Annotated in this window: 26 protein-coding genes and 2 tRNA genes; 24 read left to right on the forward strand and 4 right to left on the reverse strand. The window is 64.5% G+C overall.

Annotated features, from left to right (window positions below; all coding sequences use genetic code 11):
• Window positions 1–158 precede the first annotated feature (158 nt).
• From NE591_RS05860 to NE591_RS05885, 6 genes are all read left to right on the forward strand, one after another.
• On the forward strand, window positions 159–647 hold the full coding sequence (locus NE591_RS05860) for a 4Fe-4S dicluster domain-containing protein (RefSeq protein WP_256156460.1): 489 nt from the start codon (window positions 159–161) through the stop codon (window positions 645–647).
• A 73-nt stretch (window positions 648–720) separates the two neighbouring features.
• Window positions 721–2,010, forward strand: a complete 1,290-nt coding sequence (gene nrfD, locus NE591_RS05865; RefSeq protein WP_173112204.1) for an NrfD/PsrC family molybdoenzyme membrane anchor subunit — start codon at window positions 721–723, stop codon at window positions 2,008–2,010.
• A 343-nt stretch (window positions 2,011–2,353) separates the two neighbouring features.
• The gene (locus NE591_RS05870; protein WP_114539623.1) at window positions 2,354–2,755 is read left to right on the forward strand and encodes a hypothetical protein; all 402 of its coding nucleotides are present in this window, start codon (window positions 2,354–2,356) and stop codon (window positions 2,753–2,755) included.
• Window positions 2,745–3,185: a DUF4405 domain-containing protein gene (locus NE591_RS05875; RefSeq protein WP_114539624.1), complete on the forward strand. Its 441-nt coding sequence runs from the start codon at window positions 2,745–2,747 to the stop codon at window positions 3,183–3,185. Before NE591_RS05870 ends, NE591_RS05875 begins: the two co-directional genes overlap by 11 nt.
• 105 nt (window positions 3,186–3,290) lie before the next feature.
• Window positions 3,291–3,800, forward strand: coding sequence for a prolyl-tRNA synthetase associated domain-containing protein (locus NE591_RS05880; RefSeq protein ID WP_227070356.1), 510 nt, complete (start codon window positions 3,291–3,293; stop codon window positions 3,798–3,800).
• A 115-nt stretch (window positions 3,801–3,915) separates the two neighbouring features.
• Window positions 3,916–4,707 (forward strand): molecular chaperone, encoded by a 792-nt coding sequence (locus tag NE591_RS05885; protein WP_197745990.1) that lies wholly within the window; start codon window positions 3,916–3,918, stop codon window positions 4,705–4,707.
• A gap of 24 nt (window positions 4,708–4,731) precedes the next feature.
• Here NE591_RS05885 and NE591_RS05890 read toward each other — a convergent pair whose 3' ends face one another.
• Both NE591_RS05890 and NE591_RS05895 read right to left on the reverse strand, forming a co-directional pair.
• Entirely contained in the window at window positions 4,732–5,682 is a 951-nt protein-coding gene (locus NE591_RS05890; protein ID WP_173112207.1) for a DUF5685 family protein, read from the reverse strand.
• 11 nt (window positions 5,683–5,693) lie between these two features.
• Entirely contained in the window at window positions 5,694–6,437 is a 744-nt protein-coding gene (locus NE591_RS05895) for a class I SAM-dependent methyltransferase (RefSeq protein WP_114539626.1), read from the reverse strand.
• A 178-nt stretch (window positions 6,438–6,615) separates the two neighbouring features.
• Here NE591_RS05895 and NE591_RS05900 point away from each other — a divergent pair, with 178 nt between their 5' ends.
• The 18 genes from NE591_RS05900 to NE591_RS05985 all read left to right on the forward strand — a co-directional run bounded on the left by NE591_RS05900 (window position 6,616) and on the right by NE591_RS05985 (window position 24,880).
• A complete protein-coding gene (locus NE591_RS05900) occupies window positions 6,616–7,977 on the forward strand; it encodes an amidohydrolase family protein (protein ID WP_114539627.1) in 1,362 nt (453 codons plus the stop codon).
• A gap of 151 nt (window positions 7,978–8,128) precedes the next feature.
• Window positions 8,129–8,341: a CASC3 protein CASC3 gene (locus NE591_RS05905; RefSeq protein WP_114539628.1), complete on the forward strand. Its 213-nt coding sequence runs from the start codon at window positions 8,129–8,131 to the stop codon at window positions 8,339–8,341.
• Between the two features lie 22 nt (window positions 8,342–8,363).
• Window positions 8,364–9,056, forward strand: coding sequence for a twin-arginine translocase TatA/TatE family subunit (locus NE591_RS05910; RefSeq protein WP_227070357.1), 693 nt, complete (start codon window positions 8,364–8,366; stop codon window positions 9,054–9,056).
• 2 nt (window positions 9,057–9,058) lie between these two features.
• A complete protein-coding gene (gene tatC, locus NE591_RS05915; protein WP_227070358.1) occupies window positions 9,059–9,841 on the forward strand; it encodes a twin-arginine translocase subunit TatC in 783 nt (260 codons plus the stop codon).
• A complete protein-coding gene (locus tag NE591_RS05920) occupies window positions 9,842–10,198 on the forward strand; it encodes a hydrogenase maturation nickel metallochaperone HypA (RefSeq protein WP_227070359.1) in 357 nt (118 codons plus the stop codon). It begins immediately after the preceding gene.
• A gap of 150 nt (window positions 10,199–10,348) precedes the next feature.
• Complete coding sequence (gene nadE / locus NE591_RS05925) at window positions 10,349–11,185, forward strand: NAD(+) synthase (RefSeq protein ID WP_227070360.1); 837 nt, start codon at window positions 10,349–10,351, stop codon at window positions 11,183–11,185.
• Between the two features lie 137 nt (window positions 11,186–11,322).
• Window positions 11,323–12,558, forward strand: a complete 1,236-nt coding sequence (locus NE591_RS05930; protein WP_227070361.1) for a sensor histidine kinase — start codon at window positions 11,323–11,325, stop codon at window positions 12,556–12,558.
• The gene (locus NE591_RS05935) at window positions 12,551–13,252 is read left to right on the forward strand and encodes a response regulator transcription factor (protein WP_114539633.1); all 702 of its coding nucleotides are present in this window, start codon (window positions 12,551–12,553) and stop codon (window positions 13,250–13,252) included. Before NE591_RS05930 ends, NE591_RS05935 begins: the two co-directional genes overlap by 8 nt.
• A gap of 247 nt (window positions 13,253–13,499) precedes the next feature.
• Complete coding sequence (groES, locus tag NE591_RS05940; protein ID WP_114539634.1) at window positions 13,500–13,787, forward strand: co-chaperone GroES; 288 nt, start codon at window positions 13,500–13,502, stop codon at window positions 13,785–13,787.
• Between the two features lie 49 nt (window positions 13,788–13,836).
• Entirely contained in the window at window positions 13,837–15,471 is a 1,635-nt protein-coding gene (groL, locus tag NE591_RS05945; RefSeq protein WP_022740430.1) for a chaperonin GroEL, read from the forward strand.
• A gap of 370 nt (window positions 15,472–15,841) precedes the next feature.
• A complete protein-coding gene (locus tag NE591_RS05950; protein WP_114539635.1) occupies window positions 15,842–16,420 on the forward strand; it encodes a xanthine phosphoribosyltransferase in 579 nt (192 codons plus the stop codon).
• Window positions 16,417–18,066, forward strand: coding sequence for a uracil-xanthine permease family protein (locus NE591_RS05955; protein WP_227070362.1), 1,650 nt, complete (start codon window positions 16,417–16,419; stop codon window positions 18,064–18,066). Before NE591_RS05950 ends, NE591_RS05955 begins: the two co-directional genes overlap by 4 nt.
• A 64-nt stretch (window positions 18,067–18,130) precedes the next feature.
• Window positions 18,131–19,093, forward strand: a complete 963-nt coding sequence (locus NE591_RS05960) for a putative manganese transporter (RefSeq protein ID WP_114539637.1) — start codon at window positions 18,131–18,133, stop codon at window positions 19,091–19,093.
• A 183-nt stretch (window positions 19,094–19,276) separates the two neighbouring features.
• Window positions 19,277–19,981, forward strand: coding sequence for a hypothetical protein (locus NE591_RS05965; RefSeq protein WP_147272691.1), 705 nt, complete (start codon window positions 19,277–19,279; stop codon window positions 19,979–19,981).
• Complete coding sequence (locus NE591_RS05970) at window positions 19,978–21,729, forward strand: carbon starvation protein A (protein ID WP_173112234.1); 1,752 nt, start codon at window positions 19,978–19,980, stop codon at window positions 21,727–21,729. Before NE591_RS05965 ends, NE591_RS05970 begins: the two co-directional genes overlap by 4 nt.
• 446 nt (window positions 21,730–22,175) lie before the next feature.
• Window positions 22,176–22,778 (forward strand): HD domain-containing protein, encoded by a 603-nt coding sequence (locus tag NE591_RS05975; RefSeq protein WP_114539640.1) that lies wholly within the window; start codon window positions 22,176–22,178, stop codon window positions 22,776–22,778.
• A 279-nt stretch (window positions 22,779–23,057) separates the two neighbouring features.
• On the forward strand, window positions 23,058–23,489 hold the full coding sequence (locus NE591_RS05980; RefSeq protein ID WP_114539641.1) for a universal stress protein: 432 nt from the start codon (window positions 23,058–23,060) through the stop codon (window positions 23,487–23,489).
• Window positions 23,489–24,880 carry an MFS transporter gene (locus tag NE591_RS05985; RefSeq protein WP_114539642.1) on the forward strand — a complete coding sequence of 464 codons (1,392 nt, stop codon included), beginning with the start codon at window positions 23,489–23,491 and terminating at the stop codon, window positions 24,878–24,880. The genes NE591_RS05980 and NE591_RS05985 overlap by 1 nt, the downstream gene beginning before the upstream one ends.
• A gap of 83 nt (window positions 24,881–24,963) precedes the next feature.
• Here the strand turns inward: NE591_RS05985 and NE591_RS05990 are convergent.
• Both NE591_RS05990 and NE591_RS05995 read right to left on the reverse strand, forming a co-directional pair.
• Window positions 24,964–25,037 (reverse strand) — tRNA-Gln (locus tag NE591_RS05990).
• A 20-nt stretch (window positions 25,038–25,057) separates the two neighbouring features.
• A tRNA-Lys gene (locus tag NE591_RS05995) sits at window positions 25,058–25,133 on the reverse strand.
• Between the last annotated feature and the right edge of the window lie 174 nt (window positions 25,134–25,307).

Consider the following 25,307-nt stretch of genomic DNA (forward strand, 5'->3'; position numbering starts at 1 on the left):
TGTCTTCTGGCGTATTGGCGTACACCAGTGTAGGGCCAGCAGCGTCGCAATGGCTGTTTTTGCTTGACTGGAATTTGGCTGAACTAGTTTGACTTTAGGTGGCTATTCTCGCCCGACGCTAACACTGGAACCGCGTTTTGACAAATGGTGGCGCCTCCATGGATACAGCGAGTGGAACGTTTCCTAATCTCAGCAAGGAGTATGTAACCGTTGCGTGTCAACATTGCGAGAATCCTGCATGTGTGAAGGTCTGCCCTGTCGGTGCAACGTTTAAAGATCCGGATACCGGTGCGGTAAGGCAAGATTATGATAAATGCATTGGATGTCGTATGTGCATAGCTGCTTGTCCTTATACGGGGGTTCGTTCTTTCAATTGGGATGAGCCGACTCATTCAATAGGATTTGCCGTTGGAGACACAGATGCGCCTGAACACCAGAAGCATACGGTGGAAAAATGCACAATGTGCTGGCATAGGCTTGCCCGTGGAGAAGAGCCGACTTGCGTAGAGGCATGCTTGGCAAAGGCTAGGCATTGGGGCGATTTGGACGATCCGAATTCGGAAATTTCCAAGCTTATAGCTTCGCGCGAGTACAAGCAGCTGCTTCCTGAAGAGGGAACGAAGCCGTCGGTGTATTACCTGGTGTAGGGCGCTTTCCCTCGTCATGCGATATCGCGGGCGGGGCGTGGTTGCGCCGCCCGCCTACTTCTAGGAGATTCTCATGTCTGATTTCTCTACTGGGGCCATCGTCGATGATGACCTCGACCTTAGTGCGGCCAAGGGCCGCTCAAAAAGCCATGAGGCGGTCGCTGCTAAGACGGCCGCATGGGGCGGCAAGGGGCTGAACGCCGCCATCGGCGTCTCGGCCGTCATCATGGTTGCCGGCATCGTGCTGTGGGGTGTGCAGCTCTCGGGCGGCATGGTGCAGACCGGCATGCGCAATCTGAGCTCGTGGGGCCTCTACATCACGTCGTTCATGTTCTTCGTGGGCCTGTCGGCCGGCGGCCTCATCATCTCGTCGGTGCCCAAGGCCTTTGGCATCGCGGGCTTCGGCGGCATCTCCAAGGTGGCCGTCATGAGCTCCATCGCCTGCACCGTGGCCGCCATCGGCATGGTGGTGGTAGACCTCGGCCAGCCGGCGCGCCTGTGGGAGCTGTTCGCCTACTCCAACCTAGGCAGCCCGCTCATGTGGGACATCGTGGTGCTCGGAACCTACCTCATCCTGTCCTGCGTGTACCTGTGGGCCCAGGTGCGGGCCGACGCGGGCAAGGTGTCCCACACCGCCCTGCGCGTGATCTCGATCGTGGCGCTCGTCACCGCCGTGCTCGTGCACTCGGTGACCGCCTGGATCTTCGGGCTTCAGCAAGGCCGCGAGATGTGGCACACGGCCCTGCTCGCCCCCTGGTTCGTGTCCTCGGCGCTTGTGTGCGGCACGGCGCTCGTGATGGTGGTCGCCATCGCGCTGCGCCGCGCGGGATACCTCTCGCTCGACCAGGCCTACCTGGTGAAGCTCGCCAAGCTGCTCGGCGCCTTCGTCGTGGTGGACCTGTACTTCTTCGGCTGCGACCTGCTCACCGAGGCGTTCCCCGGCGGCTCGGGCGCGGAGGTGGTCGCCATGCTGACGGCCGGCCCGCTCGTCCCTTACTTCTGGACGGAGGTCGTCGGCTGCGCCCTCTGCGCCGTCATTTGCTTCACGCCGGCGCTGCGCACCAACGCCCTGCTGGTCGCCGGCTCGCTGCTCGCGATCCTCGGCATCTTCTGCAAGCGCGTGCAGCTGCTCGTCGGCGGCTTCCAGATCGCCAACCTGGACTACGCCGGCCCGCTAACCCCCATGCAGCACACGGCGTGGGATTCCGGCCTCTCCGGCATCTACGGCGGCATGGTCTACTGGCCGACGCCGCTGGAGCTCGGCGTGACCCTCGGCGTCGTGGCCCTGGGCGTGCTGGTGTTCCTGCTGGGCATTAAGCTCCTGCCCCTTCGCCCGAAAGACGACGAGGCGCCTTCCGAGTAACCGTCCCTCTTATGTGCAGGCCCGCGCCGCCCCTTCCCGGCGCGGGTCCCTTTGGTGAGATAGACGTGGCGCATTCGCGAGTGTGGTTTCGGAGGGGATGCTCCACAAAGGAAGTCTCAGAAAATAAAAGTGAAGCGTGGGAGCGAAATTTTCGAGTTGTTAGGTGTCGTTGCGCGCGCCATTGGCCGTATCGGTTGGGAGAAAACTCTACGACCTGGGGTTTTGCTTCCGCGCTTTCCCTGTGGGCTCTCCGAGCGCGCAAGCAAACCCCTAACAACTCGAAAATCTTGGTCCAATAATGGCTTGAAAATTGTCTGGCTCAGCGAAAGGGAGGAGATTCGCAATGCTGAAGAAGTTGGTCGCCACCGCTGTCTTGGCGGCGCTCGTGGGCGCGGTGGCGATGGTCGGCTTTGCGGCTGCGCCCTCGACGGCTATCCAGCCCATCGCCGCTGATTCGCCGTGTCCGGCCGCGGGGTGCGCGTCGGACGCGTGCCATGGGTTCGAGGCGGTGCCCGAGCCCGACGGGGCTCACGAGATGGTGTGCCCCGAGGCCGGTTGCGCGTCGACGGAGTGCCATGGGTGGGGCTCGCTGATCGAGCGCTACCATCAGGCCTCCGACATGTCGTTGAACGTGTGGATACTTATGCCGGTGGCCCTCGTGCTGGGGCTGTGGCTGCTCGTGCGCCGCATGGGCCGCGGCGCTCGTAGGACTGCCGGCGAAGAGGAGGCCTGCTATGAAGCGTAGCCATGCGCTGTTCGACATCGCCGTGCTCGCCGTGTACCTGCTGGCGGCCAACCCGGCCCTCACGGGCATCCCGCTGCACGAGTTCCTTGGGCTCGGCGCCTTCATCATGGTCGCGGCCCATGTGGTCGAGAGCGGGGAAGGTCTGGGCGGCCGCGGGCGCGTGGGCCAGCTCGTTCTGAACGCCGTGCTGCTCCTGGCGCTTGCTGTGTGCGTCGTGTCCGGCGTCATGGTGTCGGGGACGGTGCTGCCCTCCCTGGGGCTGTACGCCTCGGGCTACCACTTTTGGGATCCGCTTCACGCGGTGGCGGCCAAGGTGCTCTTGGCGGCCCTGCTCGTGCATCTGGTCGTGCGCGCTCCCGCCGCGCTGGCGGTTCTACGGCAACGCAGGGGTCTTCGCGCTGCGGAAAGCGATTGCCTGATGGGCCGCTGATCCAAGTTAGTCTTCCACCCCGCTTTTCTTCGCTATACTGTGCCGCAGAGAAATCGACGGCGTGTTTGCGATAGGCGATGCCGGACGGCGGAAAGGAGCGGGACTGTGGCTTTTGGAAAAGAAGAGGTGTGCGCGTATCTGGACAGTCGCGGGGTTGTCTACGATCGAGTCGATCACGAGGCGGTCTTCACCATGGAGGCGATGGACGCGCTCTCATTGCCCTTCGCCAATGTGGTGGTGAAGAACCTCTTTTTGCGCGACGACAAGAAGCGCAACTACTATCTGGTCGTCATGCCCGAGGATAAGCCGGCGAATCTGAAGGCTTTGCGGGCGGCTCTCGGAGCGCGGCCCTTGCGTTTTGCCTCGGAAGAGGACTTGCAGGGAATTCTCGGTCTGCGCGGTGGGGCGGTCTCTCCTTTCGGCGTGCTGAACGATACGGAAGGGAAAGTGCAGGTGGTGTTGGATGCGGCTTTGCGCGATTGGCCGGCCGTGGGCGTGCATCCCAACGACAACACGGCCACGCTGCGCGTTCCTCTGTCCGACTTGCTGGCGCTGTTCGAAGATCGCGCCGTGCCCTATCGGTTCGTCGCCACAAGCGAGGCTTCTGCGCAGTAGGGCGCTCGGCGTCAGCCATGGAGTTGCGACGCTGGTCGCGAAGCTACGCCGACAACGGGGCCGCACAATGCTATGCTTCTCGTTGATAAAACCCATCCGCAAAGGAGGAACTTCCATGACCGTATCCGCAAACATTTGGCAGGCGCGCGCGGCGATGTGCGAGCTGTTGGCGCTGTCGTTCCGCTACCCGGAGGACAAGGTGCTCGCCGAGGCCATCGCCTCGGGGGAGTGGGGCGAGGCCGCCGACGAGATCGCCGGCGCGCTCGGGATCGACTGGACGGCCGCCGCGGCCCCCGGTGCCGCTGAGGCCGCTGCGCTGCCCGATCCGGACGACATCCAGAAGGAGCTGCGCCCCGAGGCTACGCGCCTGTTCGTGGGCGCTCCCGAGGCGGCGTGCAGCCCGTACGAGGGCGTGTGGCGTGCGAAGGCCGAGGGCGTGCAGCCGCTGCTGTTCGTGAACCCGCACTCCATGGCTGTGGAGCGCTTCTGCAAGGCCTGCGGATTGGGCCGTCCCGAGGGCACCAACGAGCCCTTGGACGCCGTGTGGACCGAGCTGGAGCTTCTGGAGTACCTGGCCCTGCGCGCGGCGGCCGACGCCATGGACGCAGCGGCCGAGGCCGATGTGGAAGCTGGCGGCGACGGCGCGCCTACCGAAGAGCAGGCCGCGCAGTACAAGGAGGTCGGCGACGAGATTGACGAATTCGACGCGGAGGACGACGGTCCCGAGCCCGGCGACGTGGTGGCCTCGGCCGATTTGCCCGGCGGCTCTCCGGAGGCGGCCTGGGACGAGTTCATGGCCGAGCACGCGAAGGTGTGGATGCCCCAGTTCGCCGAGGCCTGCGAGAAGGATTCCCGCGTGCCGTTCTACAAGCAGGCCGCCAGCCTGCTTGGCGCCTTCATCAAGTAGCGTCAGCGCGGTTGCGCGCGTCGGTCAGTTTCGAGGGGGTTCGCTCTGCGGGCTCCCTTCATTTTGCGCGAGGGCGTCTTGGGGCGGATAGGCTTTGTTGAACTGGGCCCAGACGCCGGAATACAGAATGGCGTCCATGAGATGCGCGTCTTGCACCAGCGGCAAACGCTCGTAGGGCGCGGCCGCGTCGGCGGCAGCGAGGGACAGCGTGGCGCGCATGGCCTCGGCATCGGAGCCGAGCGTCACGAAGGGATTGTAGCTGCCCGAAGCGGCGTCGTCGTTGAAATCGACAGCGGCATCCATCAGGTAGATGAAGCGCCCGAGGCCGCGCCCCAGCTCTTCCATTGCTTCGGTCCAGAATCCCTGGTTGTGGGCGAACAGCCGCCCGAGCATGCGCCCGAACTCGCGGGCTGCGGCATCGGGGTCGAACGCGAGGGCGGTATCGGTTGCGTCTGCGCTAAGAGGAGAGACGCAAGCGGTTTCAGTGCTGTCCGAAAGTGCCGGTGTGTTGTTGCGTTCAGCGCCTTCGATAGCCCGAATCGCCGCCATGGCTCGCTCAATCTCGGCGCACTGCTCGGGGATGCGCGCCCGGGCCCGCTCGTAGGCGCCGGCGAGCAGGCGCTCGGCCGCCCGTGCCGCAAGATCGCCGTCGTCGGCCACGTCGTCGAGCACCTTGTGGTAGGCGAGTGCCACGGAGAGGTCGGCGGCATAGTCGGTCCACGCCGAGCGCGCCCATGCCCGCGGGGCGGCCGGTGCCGGGTGCATCACGCAATGGCTCGTGCCCTGCGTCTCGGCAGGCTCATGCAGGGAGTTGCACAGCAGCACGAAGAAGGTGAGGTCGTAGGTCAGGCACGCCCGCGACAGCTGCCCGTACCGGTCTCGCAGCGCGAGGCACAGCCCGCAGTACACCGCCCGGTAGCGCTCTTTCTCCTCCTCGGAAAGTGCTCCCGCATCCGCCACCACGAACCCGAACATGGGCTGCCCGTTTACTCCGGCTTCTTCGCGACATGCACGGCCGCGATGCCGCCGGTGTAGTTCTTCCAGGTGACGTCGGTAAAGCCGGCCTCGCGCATCATCTCCGCCAGGCCTTCCTGGTCGGGGAAGGCGCGGATCGATTTCGCCAAGTACACGAAGCCGTCCTTGTCGCCGGTGACCAGGCCGCCCCAAAACGGGATGAGGTGGCGCAGGTAGAAGTGGTACAGCGCCCGCCACGCGCCGTTGGGCGGCGTGGAGAACTCCAGGCACACGAGCGAGCCGCCCGGCTTCAATACGCGGAACATCTCGGAAAGCGCCCGGGGCCGGTCGGGCATGTTGCGGATGCCGTAGGCCATGGTGATGACGTCGTAGGAGGCGTCCGCGTAGGGGATGTCCTGGGCGTCCACCACGTCAAAGTCGATGGGCACGCCGGCGCCGTCCCCCTCATCGATGTGCATGCGCGCCACGTCCAGCATCTCGGGTACCAAATCGGTGCACTGGATATGGCTCGGGTGCTTGGTGCGGGCCACGGTGAAGGTGACGTCTCCGGTGCCCCCCGCGATGTCCAGCACGTCGTGGCTCTCATCGATGGGGGCCTGGCGCATCATGCCCGCGAGCCACAGCTTGTAGGCGCCGAAGCTGGAGAGGGCGTTGAACCGCTCGTATTTCCGGGCGATATGCGAGAAGATGTCGCGCACGCGCTCGCTGGAAAGCTCGGCCGGGGCCTCGAGCCCGGTGGCGGTGTCGATGGTCATAGGCGTAAAACTCCCTCGTGCGGCGCGCCGATCCCGCAAGATCGCGCCCTTCGTATCGTCGTTTGGCCCCAGTATAGGGCACTCGCCCGCAAATCGAGGGCGCATATCCCTAGGCGGCGCGGCGCCGTGCTATCATGGGTGGCTAATTGAACACGCCCCTCATGAATTGGGAGGTACCATGCTTCTGTGTGCCCAGTATATCCTGCCGGTTTCTTCCGAGCCCATCATCGATGGCGCGGTCCTCGTGCGCGACGGCGTCATTCGCGACATCGGGAAGGCCGAGCAATTGCGCCTGCGCTACCCCGAGGAAGAGGTCGTCGACCAGGGTCTGGCCGCCGTCATGCCCGGCCTGGTTGACCTGCATACGCGCCTCGAGCAATCGGTGCTGCGCGGCGTGGTGAACGACGCGCCCTATGTGCAGTGGCTCGCGGAAGTGGCCCAGAAAAGCGGACGCATGGAAGCTTCAGATTGGTTCGACTCCGCTATTCTGGGCGGCCTGGACGCTCTCTCCAGCGGCATCACCACGGTGGCCGACATCACGCTGACCGGCGCCTCCTGCACGGCCGTGAACAAGCTCGGCCTGCGCTCGGTGATCTACCGCCAGGTGGGCGCCATGGACAAGAACCGCATCGACGCGGCCATGCAGTTCGCCCAGAAGGACATCCTGCACTGGCGCGAGGAGGTCGACTCCGACCGCGTCGCCATCGGCATTGCCGCGGCGCCCCTGTTCACCAACCACCCGGCCATGCTTTCCGCTATCTCGAAATTCGCCCAGAAGGAGGATCTGCCCGTGGCCCTGTGGCTCGCTGGCAGCCGCGAGGAGTCCGACTTCGTGCGCTACGGCTCGTCGCCCTTCCAAGTGCACGGCGGCGATGTGAAGCGCGGTTACGTGGAGATTCCGCCCTGGCTGCCCACGGGTGTGAGCCCGGTGCGCTACGCGCTGAACTGGAACGCCTTCGACGCCGACAACGTCATGATCGTCGGCGCGGTCTACGTGGACGACGAGGATTTGAAGAAGCTGCGCTCCCACAACGTGGCCGTTTGCGTGTGCCCGCGCGCCTCGGCCCAGCTGGGCATGGGCGTCGCGCCCCTGGACGAGTACATCCGTGCCGGCCTGCGCGTGGGCCTCGGCACCGACTCGCCGGCGGCGACGGAATCCACCGACATGCTCTCGGAGATGCGTTTGGGCATGCTGCTGCAGCGCGCCGTGAACCCCGGGCGCTTCCTCGACTCCCATACGATGCTCGAGGTGGCCACGCTCGGCGGCGCGCGGGCACTCGGCATTGCTGATAAGGTGGGGTCGCTGGAGATCGGCAAATGTGCCGACATGATCGCCGTGGATCTGTCCAGCTCGCATCAGTCCTTCACGACCGATCCGGTGGCCGCCGTGGTGAACACCTGCACCACGGCCGACGTGCTCATGACCATGGTCGACGGCAACGTTCTGTACGAGAAGAACCGCTGGCACGTGAAGGTGGAAGTGGCGAAGAGCATCGCGCGGGTCATCGAGATCCGCTCCAAGCTGCGCCCCGAGGCCTAGCGGGCGCAATCGCTGAGCGGGGTGCTCGGCGCAGTTGTGAATTCGTGGAGGGCGCGCCGCGGCAGGCATTTTCGCTGGCGCGGCGCGCCCGCTTCTGCGATAATGCCATATTTGCGTATACTTGAAGTTGGGAACCTGAGGAGTACCCGCGATGTCGAGCAAGAAGAACAAGACCGGCGCGAAGAATCCCACGCGCAAGCAGCAGGCCGAGCGCATCAAGCAGGCCGAGGAGCGCGAGCGTCGCGCCAAGGAGGCCGCCGAGGCCAAGGCGCGCACCAAGAAGATCTTCACCGTGGTCGTGTGCGTCATCCTCGTGCTCGCCTTGGGCATTCCCACTATGGCGTTGACCGTGCTCTCGCTGTAGAGCTGTTGAAAGGAAACCAGTCGTGTTTGGAATCGGCGGATTCGAGCTTTTCCTCATTCTGCTGTTCGGGTTCCTCATCTTCGGACCCGACAAGCTGCCTGCCATGGCGAAGACCCTCGGCAAGGCCATCGCGAAGTTCCGCAACGCCCAGGAGGAAATGAGCGGCGTGCTGAAGGGGGAGATGGTGTTCGACAAGGACGCCGAGGATCCCTTCAAGAACCCGCTCGACGCCTTGGACGAGGCGGCGGCCAAGGCCAAGAAGGGCGCCGACAGTGCCAAGAAGGCCGCGAGCGCTGTGTCGAAGAAGGCGAGCGCAACCACCAAGAAGAGCACTTCCACTGCTGCCGCCGGCGCCGCCGCGGCTGCTGCGGCCAAGGCCGAGCAGGACGGCGAGGGCACAGCCGATAAGGCCGATGCCGCCCCGGCGAAGCCCGAGAGCTTCGCCGAGCGCAAGGCTCGCTACGACAAGGAGCGCGCCGAGCGCAAGGCCGCTGAAGCCGAGGAGCTGAAGAAGAAGGAAGAAGAGGAGCGCAAGGCCGCAGCCGAGAAGCGCAAGGCCGAGGCGGCTAAGAAGCGCGAGGAGGCCGCCGCCAAGCGGAAGGCCGAGGCGGAGGCCAAGAAGGCCGCCGAGGAGGCCAAGGCTGTGACCGAGGCCGCCGATGATGTTCCGGTTGCTGGCGTTGCCAAAGCCGCCGACGAGAAGAAGGAGGCATAAAGATGCCAATCGGACCGGCACGCATGCCGCTATTCGACCACCTCGGCGAGCTGCGCATGCGCCTCGTGCGCATCGTCGCCTGCCTCGCCGTGGCCGTGGTCGTGTTCTACATGGCCACCCCCACCATCGGCCAGTTCCTGCTGATGCCCATTGCGGAGTTTCTTCCCACGGATGCCAATGGCTTCGTCCAGACGATCGCCATCGATCCCTTCGAGGCTTTCTCGACGCGATTCAAGATATCTATCTGGGTGTCCATCGTTGCCACTGCCCCCGTTATCCTGTGGCAGATACTTGCGTTCTTCCTGCCGGCGCTTAAACCCAATGAGCGGAAGTGGTTCATGCCCACGTTCGCCGCGGCGGTGGTCTTGTTCATTTTCGGAACGGTGTTCTGCTATCTGATTATCCTGAACCCCGCCTTCCAGTGGCTGACCGATCAGGCCATGGGCCTCGGCGATGCGCTTCCCCGCATGTCCTCCTACATTGACACCATTATCAAGTTCGAATTGGCTTTCGGCTTTGCCTTCGAGCTGCCGTTGGTCATTTTCTACCTCGTTATTTTCGATGTGGTCCCCTATAAGAAATTGCGGGGGAGTTGGCGGGTCGTCTACGTCGTGCTCATGGTGGTTAGCGCCATGGCGACCCCGGATGCCTCGCCGGTCACTATGCTGCTCATGTTCGCCGCCATGATCGCGCTTTACGAGGGCAGCCTGCTTATCGCGCGCGTGGTGCTGGGCCGTCGCATCAAGCGCCAGAACGAGCGCTTGGCGGCGGAAGAGGACGAGTAAGTGCACGAGCTGGGACTGATGACCGGCGTCATGGACGCCGCCGTGGAGGCGGCCCGCGAGGCCGGCGCGACGCGGCTTCTGGGTGTGAGGGTCTCCATCGGCGAGGCCACGGAGGCGGTGGAGGATGCCCTCGTGTTCGCCTTCAAGGCCCTGGCCGAGGCCGACCCGTTCACCCAGGGCGCCACGCTGGATCTGACGATGATCCGCCCGCGCAGCGTCTGCTTGGAATGCGGCCACGAGTTCGAGCACGACCTCTACAACCGCTTTTGCCCCGTCTGCGACTCGTTCGCGACGGAGCTTCTGGCCGGGCGCGAGCTGCAGATCGACTCCATCGAGGTGGATCTTCCCGAGGAGTAACGGCCGCGCACGTCGCCAGAAGGACGCATGCCGGCAATCGGCCCGAAACAAAGCGCTGCCATACTCGTGGCAGCGCTTTTGCTATGCTGTCACCGTTCCAACCTGAGCGCAGCGAAGGGTCGCCCCTTGCGCCAACCCGAGAGGACGCCTATGAACCCCCATCAGATGTACGAGGCCTGCACTGACGCTTTGGGCGCCTTCGTGCGCGGCGCCGGCTTTACCGATGTGGTCATCGGGCTGTCCGGCGGCATGGATTCCACACTCGTGGCCGTCATGGCCGCCGACGCGTTGGGGGCCGACCATGTGCACGGGGTCATGCTGCCCGGCCCCTATTCCAGCGAGTCGTCCATCGACGACGCCGAGGCGCTGGCCTTAGCCCTCGGCATCTCCAACATCACGGTGCCCATCTGCGAGCCCTTCGAGGCCTTCGAGGCGGTGCTCGCCCGCGCTTGCGGCGGGGCGCTCACCGGGCTTGCCGCGGAGAACACCCAGGCTCGCTGTCGCATGGTGTGCCTCATGGCGCTTTCGAACGCCCACGGCTGGCTCATGCTGAACACGGGCAACAAGTCCGAGGCGGCCATGGGCTACTCCACGCTCTACGGCGACACGGCCGGGGCCTTCGCGCCCTTGGGCGGCGTGTACAAGACCGACGTCTTCGCCATGGCGCGCTGGCGCAACCGCCGGGCCGTGGAAGAGGGCGGTACTGGCCCCATTCCCGTGAACGTGTTCGTGAAGCCGCCGAGCGCGGAACTCGCGCCCGATCAGGAGGACGAGAAGTCCCTCGGCGTCGATTACGCCACGCTGGATCGAATTCTCGTCGCCTATGTGGAAGAGGGGAAGGATGCGGCGGCTATCGTCGCCGAGAGCGGCCTGAGCCGCGATTTGGTGGATTACGTCATCGCCCGTACCGACGCCAACGCCTTCAAGCGTGCGTTGGAGCCTCCGTACCCTGACGCGCCGTTCTACGGCGATCCCGCGTCTCGTTAGTGAAGCTGCGTCCCGCTGGCGATCCCGCGTCCTGCTGGCGAACGAGCCCCGTCTGGGGTCGGCGTTGTTCAACAGGCTCGTTTCATACACCCCGCGGTGTATGGCGCGTGGGCGTCCGGTCGTTTACCATAGCGGTCATGGATAAGATCTTTCGAAATACCCCGAAGTTTACGGCCACCGACTGGCTCATCGACGCCGTCATCGCGGCGGGGGCCTTCGGGTTCTGCTGCCTGCAGCTCACCGTGGCCGTTAACCTGCTCATCCCCGACGAGTTCATGCGCCGGCTCATGGGCATCCAGGCTATGGTGCCCTCGGGCCTCTCGCTTCTGGCCATCGCGCTCACCACGCTGCCGCTCGTGCTGCGGCGCAAGTTCCCCTGGGCCGTGTTCGTGTGGTGCCTGGTCAGCTGGGGTCTGCTTCAAGCGGAGCTGAACGGCATCGCCCTGTCCGTGGCGGGCCCCCTCATTGCGCTGTTCACGCTGGCGTCTGCGCGCTCGCGGGCCGAGGCGGCCATCGCGTGCGCGGTCATGTGCCTGGTGCTGCTGTTCGCACCGGCGCCCCCGGAGCAGTCGCGCATCTTGACGCAGCTCACCGTGTTCCAGAACATGGCGCTGGCCCTGGCGGCCGCGTTCGCTGGCTACGCTCTGCACGAGCACCAGGAGCGCACCCGCGCCATCGAGGAGCGGGCGGTTGCCGCCGAGCGCAGCCGCGACGCCGAGGCGCGCCGTCGGGTGGAGGCCGAGCGCGTCTCCATCGCCCGGGAGGTGCACGACATCACGGCCCATTCGCTGTCGGCTGTGAGTATCCAGGCCGCGGCCGCCGAGCGCCTGGTCGATCGCGATCCCGCCGCCGCCAAGGAGGCCATCGCCGAGGTGCGTCGCACCGCCAAGGGCGCTCTGGAGGAAATCCGCGCCATGATCGGCGTGCTGCGCGCGGGGGAGGGGCCGGCCGAGACGACGCCCACCCAGGGCACCGATCGCATGGGCGATTTGGTGTCCTATTTGGAAGGTGCCGATATCGAGGTCACGCTGGACGAGACCGCCTACGACCGCGCCTGCGTGCCGGCGTTCATCGACGTGGCCCTCTTCGGCATCGCGCGTGAGGCGGCCACGAATATCGTGCGCCACGCCGGGGCGCGCCGTGCGACGCTGGCACTGTCCACGAAACGGGAGGGCTTCGCCGAGCTTATCGTCGACGACGACGGGAAGGGGCTCGCTGCCCCGGCCGCCGCGGCCGGTCACCACGGCCTGCTCGGCATGCGCGAGCGCGCGCGGCTTCTACAGGGCACGTTCTCCGCGTCCCCAAGTCCGCTCGGCGGCGTGCGCATTGCCGTGAGCGTTCCCCTCAGCCAGAAGGAGGAGACCCATGAGTGAGGCCGATCCCATCCGCGTGCTCGTCGTGGACGACCAGGATCTCGTGCGCGGCGGCTTCAAGGCCATTCTCGGCACCTACGAGGGCATCGAGATCGTCGGCGAGGCCCGAAACGGGGCCGATGCGGTACAGGAGGCGCAGCGCCTTCGGCCCGACGTGGTGCTCATGGACATCCGCATGCCCGAAATGAACGGCATCGAGGCCACCCGCGCCATCACATCGAACCCGCTGCTCGCAAAAACCCGGGTGCTCGTGCTCACCACCTTCGACGTGGACGAGTACGTTTACGATGCTCTGGGCGCCGGGGCGAGCGGCTTTTTGCTGAAGGATGCCGACCCCGACGAGATCGTGGCGGCCATCCGCGTCGTGGCCCGAGGCGACGCGCTCATCCAGCCCTCGGTGATGCGCCGGCTGGTGGAGACCTTCGTGGCCGCGCGCCCGCGGGGCGGCTGGGGCGCCGCCGATGTGGCCGAGACTCGCCGCGCCGCGCTGACGAGCCTCACCGACCGTGAGCGCGAGATTCTCGTGCTGGTGGCCCGGGGCCTTTCCAACGACGAGATCGCCGAAGAGCTGTTCATCTCGCCGGCCACGGTGAAGACGCATCTGGCCCGCGTCATGGCTAAGACTGATGCTCACGACCGCGCCCAGCTCGTCGTCTTTGCCTACGAGACGGGTTTGGTGACGCCTGCCCCCTAGGGAGACTGTTCACCTGCACAAATTCCAACTTGAAAAGTAATCCCTGATCAAGATTATAATCACAGGAAACTTGAGTGAAAAAAACTCAAGTTTTTCTCCGTCCCCTCTTGCATTCCTTCCCGTAGCTGTTATGATGCGTAACTGTTTAGCACTCGTTGCTACCGAGTGCTAGCACTTAACCTAACCGAGTGGTTAAATTGGAAGTTGCGCGAAGGCGCTACAACAACCATTGAAAGGACGGCAAGCTATGAATTTGAAGCCTCTGGGCGACCGCGTCATCCTGAAGCAGGACGAGGCCGAGGTTACCACCGCGTCCGGCCTGTTCCTGGCCTCCGATGCCAAGGAGAAGCCCCAGACCGGTACCATCATCGCCGTGGGCGAGGGCAAGATGGACAAGGACGGCAAGCTGCTTCCTATGCCTATTAAGGTCGGCGACAAGGTCATCTACGGCAAGTTCGGCGGCACTGAGGTGACGCTGGACGGCGAGAACGTGCTGATTCTGCGCGCCGACGACATTTACGCCGTAGTTGAATAACTGAGAAGATAAACCGAGAAGATAGATCCACTGAAAGGAACGCGAACTTATGGCTAAGGAAATCAAGTTCGATACCGATGCCCGCTCCGGCTTGGCCGCGGGCGTCTCCAAGCTGGCCGATGCCGTCAAGGTGACGCTCGGCCCCAAGGGCCGCTACGTGGCTCTGGAGAAGTCCTACGGCGCCCCGCTCATCACCAACGATGGCGTGACCGTCGCCAAGGAAGTCGAGCTGGAGAACCCGGTCGAGAACATGGGCGCCCAGCTGGTGCGCGAGGTGGCCGTGAAGACCAACGACGTGGCCGGCGACGGCACCACCACCGCCACCCTCCTCGCCGACGTCATCGTCTCCGAGGGCCTGAAGAACGTGACCGCTGGCGCCGACGCGCTGGGCATTCGCCGCGGCATCGAGAAGGCCACCGACGCCATCGTGGCCGCCATCAAGGCCGACGCCACCCCGGTGTCCACCAAGGAGCAGATCGCCAACGTCGGCCGCATCTCCGCCGGCGACGCCGCCATCGGCGACAAGATCGCCGAGGCCATGGACGCCGTGGGCAACGACGGCGCCATCTCCGTGGAGGAGTCCCAGACCATCTTCGGCATCGACATGGACATCGTCGAGGGCATGCAGTACGAGCGCGGCTACATCTCCCCCTATATGGCCACCGATATGGAGAAGATGGAAGCGGTGCTGAAGGACCCCTTCATCCTGCTGACCGACATGAAGATCAACTCCATCCAGGACATGGTTCCGCTGCTGGAGGAAGTCATGCGCGCCCAGCGCCCGCTGTTCATCGTGGCTGAGGACGTCGAGGGCGAGGCCCTGTCCACCATCCTGCTGAACCGTCTGCGCGGCACCCTGAACGTCGTGGCCATCAAGGCTCCCGGCTTCGGCGACCGCCGCAAGCGCATCCTCGAGGACATCGCCGTGGTCACCGGCGCCCAGGTCATCGACAAGGACTTTGGCATGACCATGGCCGACGCCACGATGGAGATGCTCGGTACCGCCAAGACCGTGAAGGTCACCAAGGACACCGCCCTTATCGTGGACGGCGCGGGCAAGAAGGAAGACATTGAGAACCGCATCCAGATCATCCGTGCCGAGCTCGAGCGCGTCGATTCCGACTTCGACCGCGAGAAGGCCCAAGAGCGTCTGGCGAAGCTCTCCGGCGGCGTTGCCGTGCTGAAGGTGGGTGCTGCCACCGAGTCCGAGCTGAAGGAGAAGAAGTCCCGCATCGAGGACGCCCTGCAGGCGACTCGCGCGGCCGTGGAAGAGGGCATCGTCGCCGGCGGCGGCGTGGCGCTCGTGGACGCCATCGGCGCCCTGGACGCCGTCAAGGCCGACGACAAGGACGAGGAAGTCGGCATCGACATCATCCGCAAGGCCATCGAGGCTCCGATGCGCGCCATCGCCCAGAACGCCGGTTTCGAGGGCTCCGTCGTGGTGGAGAAGGTCAAGAGCCTGCCGAAGGGCGAGGGCTTGAACTGCGCCAACGGCGAGTACGGCAACATGATCGAGATGGGTGTGAACGACCCGGTGAAGGTGACTCGCACGGCGCTGCAGTCCGCGGCCTCCGTGGCGGCTCTCATCCTCATCACCGAGGCCACCATCAACGAGATCCCCAAGGAGGGTCCCGATCTGAGCGCTCTGGCTGCCGGCATGCAGGGCGGCGGCGGAATGTACTAGGCCCAAGCAGGAAAAACTTGCGTGCGGCCTAACCGCGTAACCTACTAACTCGCAGAAGGGCGCCCTCCGGGGCGCCCTTCCTGTTGCGCGCGAACATTTTCGCCCATTACTTGGAAATTGTGCTTTTTTGGAACACTTGACTTGGAAAATGTGCTTATTTGTTTTCGGAAAACCCCCATTTTGACCTGATAAAACTCAAGAAATACCAGGTCAAACCCCTATTCAAAAAAGCACATTTTCCAAGTTCTCAACCGCCAATTTCCCGTCCGCTCTATTTCATGGGCGTTTTCGGCAGTCGTTCCCAAGAGGGGCGCGATCTCCTAAGATAGTGCGATACGCGAAAATGGCCCCGAAGCCCAAGGAGGTTTCCGTGGAATTGTTGGAAGAGCGCATTCGCCGCGATGGCGTGGTGAAGGCGGGCGGTGTGCTGAAGGTGGACGCCTTCTTGAACCACCAGATGGACATCGAGCTGTTCTCCCAGATGGCCGAGGAATGGAAGCGCCTGTTTGCGGGCAAGCCCATTAACAAGATCCTCACCATCGAGGCCTCGGGCATCGGCATCGCCGCCGTGGTGGCGCATCATTTCGGCGTGCCCGTGGTGTTCGCGAAGAAGACCCAGTCCATCAACCTGGATGGCACGATGTATTCCACGCGCATCCAGTCCTTCACCCACAACCGCATCTACGACGTCATCGTCTCCACCCGTTTTCTCGGGCCCGACGACCATGTGCTCATCATCGACGACTTCCTCGCCAACGGCTGCGCTCTGCGCGGTCTGCTCGAGATCTGCGAGAGCGCCGGGGCCACCGTGGAGGGCATCGGCATCGCCATCGAGAAGGGCTTCCAGCCCGGAGGCGATGAGCTACGCGAGGCGGGCTACGATTTGCGCTCGCTCGCCATCGTCGAGGCGATGGATCCCGACAGCGGCGCTATCGAGTTCCGCCGATGATCGGGCCGCAGAAACAGGGCGCCCCTCGCGATGCCGCCCCTCGCGACGCCCGCGCGGTCGTCTGCACGTCTGCTGCTTCAGGCGCGTCCGGAAAGGGCGCCGAGGCGATGGAGAGCGCCGGCGGCGTGGTCTTCCGCGACAAGAAGGCCGAGGCCTTGGCCGACCTCGACGGACGCATCGGGCTTCTGGAGGCGTTTCCCTTCGGGCTTCAACACGTGCTCGCCATGTTCGTGGCGAATCTGGCCCCCATCGCCATTATCGTGGCGGCTGCGGGGCTATCCGAGGATATGCGGGCGGTGCTCATTCAAAACGCCATGCTCATCGCCGGCATCGGCACGTTCATCCAGCTGTATCCGCTCTGGCGCGTGGGCAGCGGCCTGTCCATCGTCATGGGCATCAGCTTCACCTTCGTCACGGTTGCTTGCACGGTGGCGGCCACCCAAGGATACGGGGCGCTCATAGGCGCCGTCATCGTAGGCGGCGTGCTGGAGGGGGTTCTCGGCCTGTTCGCGCAGTATTGGCGGCGCATCATCACGCCTATCGTGGCGGCTGTGGTGGTGACGGCCATCGGCTTCTCGCTTTTGGGCGTGGGCGCGGCCTCCTTCGGCGGGGGCACGGACGCACCCGATTTCGGGTCGCCGGTCAACTTGGCGCTGGGAACCATCTCGCTTGTGGCCTGCCTTGTCTTCCAAGGGCTCGCCAAGGGCTCGACCAAGCAGCTGTCGGTGCTGTTTGGCCTTGTCGTGGGCTATGTGGTGGCCATTCCGCTCGGCAAGGTCGATTTCTCCGGGTTCGCGGGCATGCAGCTCGTGTCGCTGCCGGCCCTTATGCCGGTGATGCCGGAGTTCAACCCTTCGGCCATCCTGTCCATCACACTTCTGTTCCTCGTGTCGGCCACCGAGACGGTGGGCGACTGCTCGGCGCTGACGGCGGTGGCCCTGCGCCGGAGTCCTACCGACAAAGAGCTCTCGGGCGCCGTGGCGGCCGACGGGCTCGTGTCCACGTTGTCGGGCTGTTTCGGTTGCTCGCCGGTCACCTCCTTCTCGCAGAACGTGGGGCTTGTGGCCATGACCGGCGTGGTGAATCGTCGCGCCATCGCCACGGGGGCGGCAGTGCTGGTGCTCGCGGGGTTCGTACCCGCGGTGAGCCTCGTGTTCGCCTCGCTGCCCGAGGCGGTGCTCGGCGGTTGCACGGTCATGATGTTCGGCAACATCATCGTGAGCGGCTTCCAGATGATCGCCAATGCGGGCTTCTCGCAGCGCAACATCACGATTGCGGCGCTGTCGCTGGCCGTCGGCATCGGGTTCACGCAAATGGGGGACATCTTCACGGTGCTCCCCGAGCTTTTGCAATCGGTGTTTGCCGACAACTGCGTGGCCGTGACGTTTGTGGTGGCCATTGCCGCGAGCTTGCTGCTTCCCAAAGACGCGCAGGTGGAAGGGCCGCTCGTGACGCACAATGAAGGGGTCGGCTCGCCGGCCGGCGAGACGCTTTACGATGTGCCCGGCGAGATGCCCGGCGAGATGCCCGAGGCGGTCGCGTGCGATTCGGCGGCGGATCTGGCCCGCGAGGCGGCGTTCGGGGGCACGGGCGACGGCGCGGAAGCGGAGCGCGTTGAGAAGACGGAGCGGACGGCCGCAGAGTAACCGCTCGACAAATGTATGCTTGAAACGGCGGCCTTGGGGGCCGCCGTTCCCGTAGAATGAGTCTATGGAAGAATTTGCGCACATAGCCGAGCACGTGATGGAACATTCCGTCGCGGACACGCTCTATCTCATACCATTTCTGTTCGTCACCTACCTGGCCATGGAGTGGCTCGAGCACAAGACCGGCGGCAAGACCCAGGAGGCCATCCGCCACGCCGGTGCGGCCGGGCCCATCGTCGGCGCGTTTCTGGGCGTGGTGCCCCAGTGCGGCTTCTCGGCCGTGGCGGCCACGCTGTACGCGGGGCGCGTGATCACGCTGGGGACGCTCTTTGCCGTGTTTCTCTCCACCTCCGACGAGATGCTGCCCATCTTCCTGGCCGAGGCGGTGCCCGGCAATACCATCTTGTCCATCATGGGGGCGAAGGTAGTCATCGGCATGGTCATGGGCTTCATCGTGGATGCCGTGCTGCGCCTGGCGCGCCGCGACAAGGAGCGCCTGCGCATCCATGAGCTGTGCGAGCAGGACCAGTGCGGCTGCAACCACGACTGCCATACCTGCGAGCAGGCTCCCGAACGCGCCTACGAGCACCACGACGACGTGGAGCACACCCACGAGCACGGGCACGGTTGGAAGGGCATCCTGAAGAGCGCCACGAAGCACACGGTGCAGGTGACGTTGTTCATCTTCCTCATCACCATTGCGCTGAACGTCGTCCTGGAAACGGTGGGGGAGGACGCGCTCGCCCAGTTCCTCGGCGACAACCCGAATTTCTCGGTGTTCGCGACCGCGCTTGTGGGCCTCATTCCGAATTGCGCCGCCAGCGTGGTCATCGCCCAGCTGTACGTGGAGGGCGTGCTGGGGGCCGGCGCCATGCTGGCCGGGCTTCTGGTGAGCGCCGGCGTGGGACTGCTCGTGCTCGCCCGGGCCAACCGCCCCTGGAAGCAGAATGTCGCCATCATTGTCGTGCTGTATGCCACGGGCGTGTTCTGGGGCCTCATTTGCAACGGGCTGGGCGTCGTGTTCTAGCGATCCCGTTGACGTCCGCTCGGCGGGGCCGTGCTGCGCCGGGGATCGCGAAGTGGTTTTCGGCCTCGTTGCCGTTTTGTTAAATCTGACGGCCCGTCAAAATTGTCCTTGCGCCGCCTTCTCGTTAGTACTACGCTCGCAACGTTAACTTTTCTGGTCATCAATGGGAAGAAGGCGATGGGGTTGGCAGGCCGCGGCGAAGTCATCGAGCGACTTCTTGCCGCCCATGAGGCATGGTTCGACATCGATCGCGACCACCGTTTTGCCGGACGCACCTTCCCAGGTTACGCCGAGTTCCATTCCTGCGCCTCCCAGTACGTGCTCGTCAAGCGCGCGAAGCTGTGGGAGGCTGCCAGTCACGAGCACCTGTTCTTCTGGGACACGCCTCGTCTCACGGCTGCCGAGCTGGACGACCTGGTCGGCTGCATCACCGGCGAGGGGCTCTCCCTCGTGCAGCCCGCACCCGATCATATGACGACCTATCTGTCGCTCGCCATCGTCGCCGACGCCGTGGACGATCTCGCGTGGGAGCGCGTGCGCCGCACCCGCTTCCGCAAGAACTTCTCGCTCGGCTGGCGGGGATGGGCCGATTTGCGCCTGGCGGTGGCCGACCTGTCGCGTGGGCGCGTGACGACCAATTCACAGGGAAAACCGCTGGGAAAAACGCTCCAGGCCAATGCGTTCATCGACGACGGCGCTGCTGTTTGCGCTGCTGGTTGCGGCGGCGCGCGCGATGCTGCGCGTAACACCGCGCGCGGCGCTGTCCGCGATGGGCATCGGCTTGACGCGTCCGCCCCAGCGTTTCCGGAAGGAAGGGAGGGCCGAGCCTGCGATGGCGCGCGCCCTCTCTTTGAGGCCCAGGGCGAGAAGAGAGGAAGTAAGCTATGAATGCCCTGATCATCCTTTTGGTAGCCATCGCGGTTCTCGTGTGCGGCTACGTCTTCTACGGCGGCTGGCTCGCCAAGCAGTGGGGCATCGACCCCAACCGCCCCACGCCGGCCCACGAGTTCGAGGACGGCAAGGACTACGTGCCCGCCGCGCCCTACGTGGTGCTCGGCCACCATTTCTCGTCCATCGCCGGCGCCGGCCCCATCAACGGCCCCATCCAGGCGGCCATCTTCGGCTGGGTGCCGGTGCTTCTGTGGGTGCTCATCGGCGGCATCTTCTTCGGCGCCATGCACGATTTCGGCGCGCTGTTCGCCTCCATTCGCCACAAGGGGCAGACGCTCGCGACGGTCATTGCCGAGAACATCGACGACACGGCCAAGAAGCTGTTCTGCATCTTCTCGTACCTGACGCTCATTTTGGTGGTGGCCGCCTTCGCCTCCATCGTGGCGAGCACCTTTGCTGTGGCACCGGTGCCCACTGACGACGCCGCCAAGGCCGTGGCAGTCGAGACGGGGAATTTGGCCAACATGCGCACGGCCATGATCTCGGTGCTGTTCATCGTGGTAGCCGTCATCTACGGCGTTATCACCCGTGGTCGCAAGATCCCCGCGGCCGCGAACATCGTCTCAGCTCTGGCCATCATCGTGGTCGTCGTGGCCCTCGGCTACAATCTGCCGGTGATCGCGCTGGACAACACCACCTGGATGATCCTTGTGGGCCTGTATATCCTCGTGGCCTCCGTGGCCCCGGTGTGGATCCTTCTGCAGCCGCGCGACTACCTGTCGAGCTATCTGCTCTACGGCATGATCGCCCTGGCGCTTGTCGGTATCATCGGCGCCGGCGTCATGGGCAACGCCGCCTCGCTGGACATTCCCGCATTCACCGGCTTTTCCGCTGCGGCTGGCACATCCAAGGTGGCTGCCTCGGGCTTTCTGTTCCCGGCGCTGTTCATCACCATCGCCTGCGGCGCCATCTCCGGCTTCCACAGCCTCGTGGCCTCGGGCACTACCTCCAAGCAGCTCGACCGCGAGGCCGAGGCGCAGCCCATCGCCTACGGCGGCATGCTGCTCGAGTGCTTGGTGGCGGTCATCTCGCTGTGCGCGGTGGCCTTCGTGTTCTCGGGCTACATGGACGGCACCTACGCCTCGCCGACCCAGGTCTTCGCCGCGGGCCTCTCCCAGATGCTCGCCTGCGTGCCCGGGCTCGCCGGCGCGGAGTCGGTCGCCTACGCTCTGCTTGTCTTGGCGGTGTCGGTGTTCTGCCTGACCTCGCTCGACACCGCGACGCGCCTGGGCCGCTACATGTTCCAGGAGCTTTTCACGCCCCACGGCATGGAGGCAAGCGACCTTACCGGTTGGCGCGCGGTGCTCGTGAACCCCTGGGTCGCCACCATCATCACGGTGGTGCTCGGCGTGGGGCTGGGCATGACCGGCTACCAGCTCGTGTGGCCGCTGTTCGGCGCCGCCAACCAGCTGCTGGCCGCGCTCGGGTTGCTCGCTGTGTGCGCGTGGCTGGGTAACGCCGGCCGCAACAACAAGATGTTCTACTTCCCCATGGCGTTCATGATGGTGGTGACGCTGACCTCGCTGGCGCTGACGGTGTGGGCCAAGATCGGCCTTCTGGCGGCCGGCACGATGGATGCCGCCACGGTGCTGCAGCTGGTCATCGGCGTGCTGCTCATGGTGTTCGCCGTCATCTTGGCCGTCAAGGGCTGCAAGACCATCTTCGGAAAGAAGCGGGTCGCGTAGAATCGGGTCGCGTAGAATCGGGTCGCGTAGAATCGGGTCGCGTAGCTGCAAGCATCCTGCTGCTGGTCTCTTCGCATTGCTGCCCCAGAACGGGCACCCGGGAATCCTGGGGGCTCGTTTCGGGGCATAATTTCGAGTTGTTAGACATAAGGGAGCGCGCTAACAGGTCTGTCGATCGCTTTGGCGACTGCGCATCTCGAGGCAACTGGGCAAAAGGCCAGGTCGCAACCTTGTCACTGCTCTGCAGCAGGATCATGCTACGGCGGAACGATCATTTTGCTCGACAGTGAGAGTCTAACAACTCGAAATTCTTGCCCGAAACAAGGACGTGGATTGTTCGAGCACTAAAGTGGGCATAGGGAATTTTGTTTCGCACCCCATAGCGCAAGGGGGTGCATCCCCGTTATAGTGTCAGGAAGCGACAAACAAGACGAGAGGAGACGCCCATGACCGCACTTTCCGCCGGCATGACCCGCGAGCAAGCGGCTGAACTGCTCGCTGCCCACAACAAGGATCCGTTCCATATCGAGCACGGCGAGACCGTCGAGCAGACCATGCGCTACTTCGCCCGCGAGTACGATCCGGAAAACGAGGAGTTCTGGGGCATCGTGGGCCTTCTGCACGACTTGGATTGGGAAGAGCACGACGACGAGCCGGAGAAGCACACGCTGTACGCCGCGCCGCTCATCGAGGAGGCGGGTGGTACGCCGGAGCTCATCCGCGCTATTCAGTCGCACACCTCCGACTACAACACCGATCTGCCCAAGCCGGAGCTTCAGATGGAGAAGATCCTGTTCGCCACCGAGGAGCTGACGGGCCTCATCGGGGCGGCCATCGTCATGCGGCCGAGCAAGTCGGTCATGGACTTCAACGTGAAGTCGCTCAAGAAGAAGTACAAGGACAAGCGCTTCGCCGCCGGCGTGAGCCGCGAGGTCATCGCCTCGGGCGCCGATATGCTCGGTTGGGAGCTGGACGAGCTGTTCGCCCGCACCATCGAGGCCATGCAGTCCTTCGCCCCCGACCGCGACACGTTCGTCGAGCCGGAGTAGGGGCCTTCTGAGGAAGGTCGTTGGCTTTCGCCGGACGCCTTCTATGGTAAAGAACAGGCGAGCCGCCGCGGCTACGGCGGGCCGCCTCGCAATGCTTTCGAATAATTGTGTTGTGGGGCCGCTTCCGCTGTCAGACGGGGGCGGCTTTTTCTATTGCAACAACTTTGCAAAGAATCGGTGGCGGCAGGCTGGCGGGTCTACAATGGAAAGCGGACTTGATTCGGTTACCTGTTGCCCGACGGGGTGCCGGGGCCGATGCGCGAAGCAGAAAGGATGCCCATGTGGTGCAAGAAGATCCTCGTCGCCTATGACGGCAGTGCCCCCTCCCATCGAGCGCTGGAGGTGATGCGCGAGATTGCCGCCCAGAACCCGGCGGTAGAAGTGGTGCTCGTGCACGTCATGCGCCTGTTCTCGTCGGGCTCGGCCGCCGCCGGCATGGACACCGTCATGGTGGACGACGCCATGGCCATTCGCGAGGAGCTGGAGGCCATCGCCGCCGATATGGTGAACCCGACTGAGGTGCGCGTGCTCAAGGGCACGTCCCCGGCCGACCTCATCGTGAACTGCGCGAAGGAGGAGGGCTGCGACCTCATCATCATGGGCAGTCGCGGCCAAGGCGGCGTGAAGGGCTTTTTGGGTTCCGTGAGCTATGCCGTCACCAAGGAGTCGCCCATGACGGTGCTCATCGCGAAAGAAGGCGACTGCCGCTAATGGCCTCATCTGCTGCCAAGGTTGCTATTCCTTCGCGTTGCGAAAGGCCCGCGCCTGCGCCCGCACCGCTCTGGACGCGCAACTTCATCGCTGGCACCTTCCTGAACTTCTTCATCGCCGGCAACTACTTCATGCTCATGGTGGTCATGACCGCCTATGCGCTTACCGTGTACCAGGCGCCGGCCGCCGTGGCTGCCTTCTGCGCCAGCGCCTTCATCGTGGGCACGCTGTTCTCGCGTTTCGCCGCCGCGCCGATGATGGAGCGCTTCGGACGGCTGCCGCTGCTTATCGTCGGGTGCATCGCCGAGGTGGCGCTTTCGGCGTTGTACCTGCTGAACGAGCCGGTGGGCGCGCTCATCGGCGTGCGTCTGGCCCACGGGTTCTCCTACGGCGTGTGCTCCACCACCATCGCTACGGTCATTACCAGCGTGGTGCCGCCCGAGCGCAAGGGCGAGGGCATCGGGTACTTTATGCTGTCCATCACCCTTGGCAGCGCCATCGGGCCCTTTGCGGGCATTTTCCTGGCGAACAACTTCGGCTATCCGGTGGTGTTCGTTGTGGCGAGCGTGCTCGTGGCTCTTTCCATTCCGGCGGCGCTGCTTCTGCGCCCCGCATCTTCCACGAAGGTGAAGGGGAGCGAAGCGGCCGCCGAGGCCGAGGTGGAAGCGGCCGCCGATGCCGTGGCCGGTGCGGTGGCGGAGGCCCCGGACGAGGAGGCGCGCGAAGATGCCGCCGCCAACCGCGACGAGGCGCTGGCGGCCTCTACCCGCGTGCCCTCCACTCATTTGGAAGAGAAGGTCGCCGCCAAGGTGGAGCATTCGCCGCTCGCCCGTTTCGTGGAAGCCGGCGTACTGCCCATCTCGGTGGTGTGCGGCCTTCTGTTCTTCGGCTATTCCAGCCTGCTCACGTTCCTCACGCCCTACGCCACTGAGATCGGCCTGGCCCGGGCCGCCAGCGTGTTCTTCGTCGTGTACGCGCTGGCCATGTTCGTCACGCGCCCCTTCACCGGCCGCGCCTTCGACCGCGTGGGGCCTCATCCCGTCATGGTGCCGGCGTTCGTGTCCTTCGCGCTCGGCATGGTGGTGCTCGCCTTCGCGGCCAACGACTGGATGATCCTGGGGGCTGCGGCCCTGCTCGGCTTCGGCGTGGGCACCGTGCAGTCGTGCGGGTTGGCTATGGCCGTGCGCGTGACGAGCGATGCGCGCCTGTCGGTCGCCAACGCCACCTTCTACATGCTGCTCGACGTGGGCGTGGGTGTGGGCCCTATCTTGCTCGGCATCGTGGCGCCGCTCATAGGGTACGCGAATCTGTACCTCTGCATGGCCGTCGTAGGCGCGCTCGCCCTGGCCCTGTTCCTCGTTGTCGCCAAAACAGAGAAGGGCGCGCGGTAGGGGAGGGTTCTCGCGGTTGCGTCTCCGTCTCTCAGCAGGCAATGAAAAAGCCGCTCCGGAGAGCGGCTTGCTTGTGCGGAAAATGGCTGGGGTACTAGGATTCGAACCTAGGTAGCTGGTACCAAAAACCAGAGTCCTGCCGTTGGACGATACCCCAGTGCCGTATCGAACGAAAAGTGGTGGGCCCTGCGGGGATCGAACCCGCGACCTTGGGATTAAAAGTCCCCTGCTCTACCGACTGAGCTAAAGGCCCACTTCTTTACGCAATCGCATAGTCTAACGCTCCGTGCGATTTCGGTCAATGAGCAATTGGCCCACGGGGCATCCCCGTTTTTGTGCAAAACACGGCAGATCTCGTAATTGGAGGTGTTGGATGAGGGGTTTGTGAAAAGTATGACCTGGGAAAACGTGTCTTCATTCTTGAAGA

This window comes from Adlercreutzia sp. DFI.6.23, assembly GCF_024462535.1.
GTDB lineage: Bacteria > Actinomycetota > Coriobacteriia > Coriobacteriales > Eggerthellaceae > Adlercreutzia > Adlercreutzia rubneri.

Coding starts and splice junctions, on each gene's coding strand:
- NE591_RS05985 (WP_114539642.1), top strand. CDS start 23,489: ATGGCCTCATCTGCTGCCAAGGTTGCTATTCCTTCGCGTTGCGAAAGG.
- NE591_RS05935 (WP_114539633.1), top strand. CDS start 12,551: ATGAGTGAGGCCGATCCCATCCGCGTGCTCGTCGTGGACGACCAGGAT.
- NE591_RS05895 (WP_114539626.1), bottom strand. CDS start 6,437: ATGACCATCGACACCGCCACCGGGCTCGAGGCCCCGGCCGAGCTTTCC.
- NE591_RS05955 (WP_227070362.1), top strand. CDS start 16,417: ATGATCGGGCCGCAGAAACAGGGCGCCCCTCGCGATGCCGCCCCTCGC.
- NE591_RS05885 (WP_197745990.1), top strand. CDS start 3,916: ATGACCGTATCCGCAAACATTTGGCAGGCGCGCGCGGCGATGTGCGAG.
- NE591_RS05970 (WP_173112234.1), top strand. CDS start 19,978: ATGAATGCCCTGATCATCCTTTTGGTAGCCATCGCGGTTCTCGTGTGC.
- NE591_RS05905 (WP_114539628.1), top strand. CDS start 8,129: ATGTCGAGCAAGAAGAACAAGACCGGCGCGAAGAATCCCACGCGCAAG.
- NE591_RS05960 (WP_114539637.1), top strand. CDS start 18,131: ATGGAAGAATTTGCGCACATAGCCGAGCACGTGATGGAACATTCCGTC.
- NE591_RS05975 (WP_114539640.1), top strand. CDS start 22,176: ATGACCGCACTTTCCGCCGGCATGACCCGCGAGCAAGCGGCTGAACTG.
- NE591_RS05890 (WP_173112207.1), bottom strand. CDS start 5,682: ATGTTCGGGTTCGTGGTGGCGGATGCGGGAGCACTTTCCGAGGAGGAG.
- NE591_RS05930 (WP_227070361.1), top strand. CDS start 11,323: ATGGATAAGATCTTTCGAAATACCCCGAAGTTTACGGCCACCGACTGG.
- groES (WP_114539634.1), top strand. CDS start 13,500: ATGAATTTGAAGCCTCTGGGCGACCGCGTCATCCTGAAGCAGGACGAG.
- NE591_RS05980 (WP_114539641.1), top strand. CDS start 23,058: ATGTGGTGCAAGAAGATCCTCGTCGCCTATGACGGCAGTGCCCCCTCC.
- NE591_RS05875 (WP_114539624.1), top strand. CDS start 2,745: ATGAAGCGTAGCCATGCGCTGTTCGACATCGCCGTGCTCGCCGTGTAC.
- NE591_RS05870 (WP_114539623.1), top strand. CDS start 2,354: ATGCTGAAGAAGTTGGTCGCCACCGCTGTCTTGGCGGCGCTCGTGGGC.
- NE591_RS05860 (WP_256156460.1), top strand. CDS start 159: ATGGATACAGCGAGTGGAACGTTTCCTAATCTCAGCAAGGAGTATGTA.
- nrfD (WP_173112204.1), top strand. CDS start 721: ATGTCTGATTTCTCTACTGGGGCCATCGTCGATGATGACCTCGACCTT.
- groL (WP_022740430.1), top strand. CDS start 13,837: ATGGCTAAGGAAATCAAGTTCGATACCGATGCCCGCTCCGGCTTGGCC.
- NE591_RS05900 (WP_114539627.1), top strand. CDS start 6,616: ATGCTTCTGTGTGCCCAGTATATCCTGCCGGTTTCTTCCGAGCCCATC.
- nadE (WP_227070360.1), top strand. CDS start 10,349: ATGAACCCCCATCAGATGTACGAGGCCTGCACTGACGCTTTGGGCGCC.
- tatC (WP_227070358.1), top strand. CDS start 9,059: ATGCCAATCGGACCGGCACGCATGCCGCTATTCGACCACCTCGGCGAG.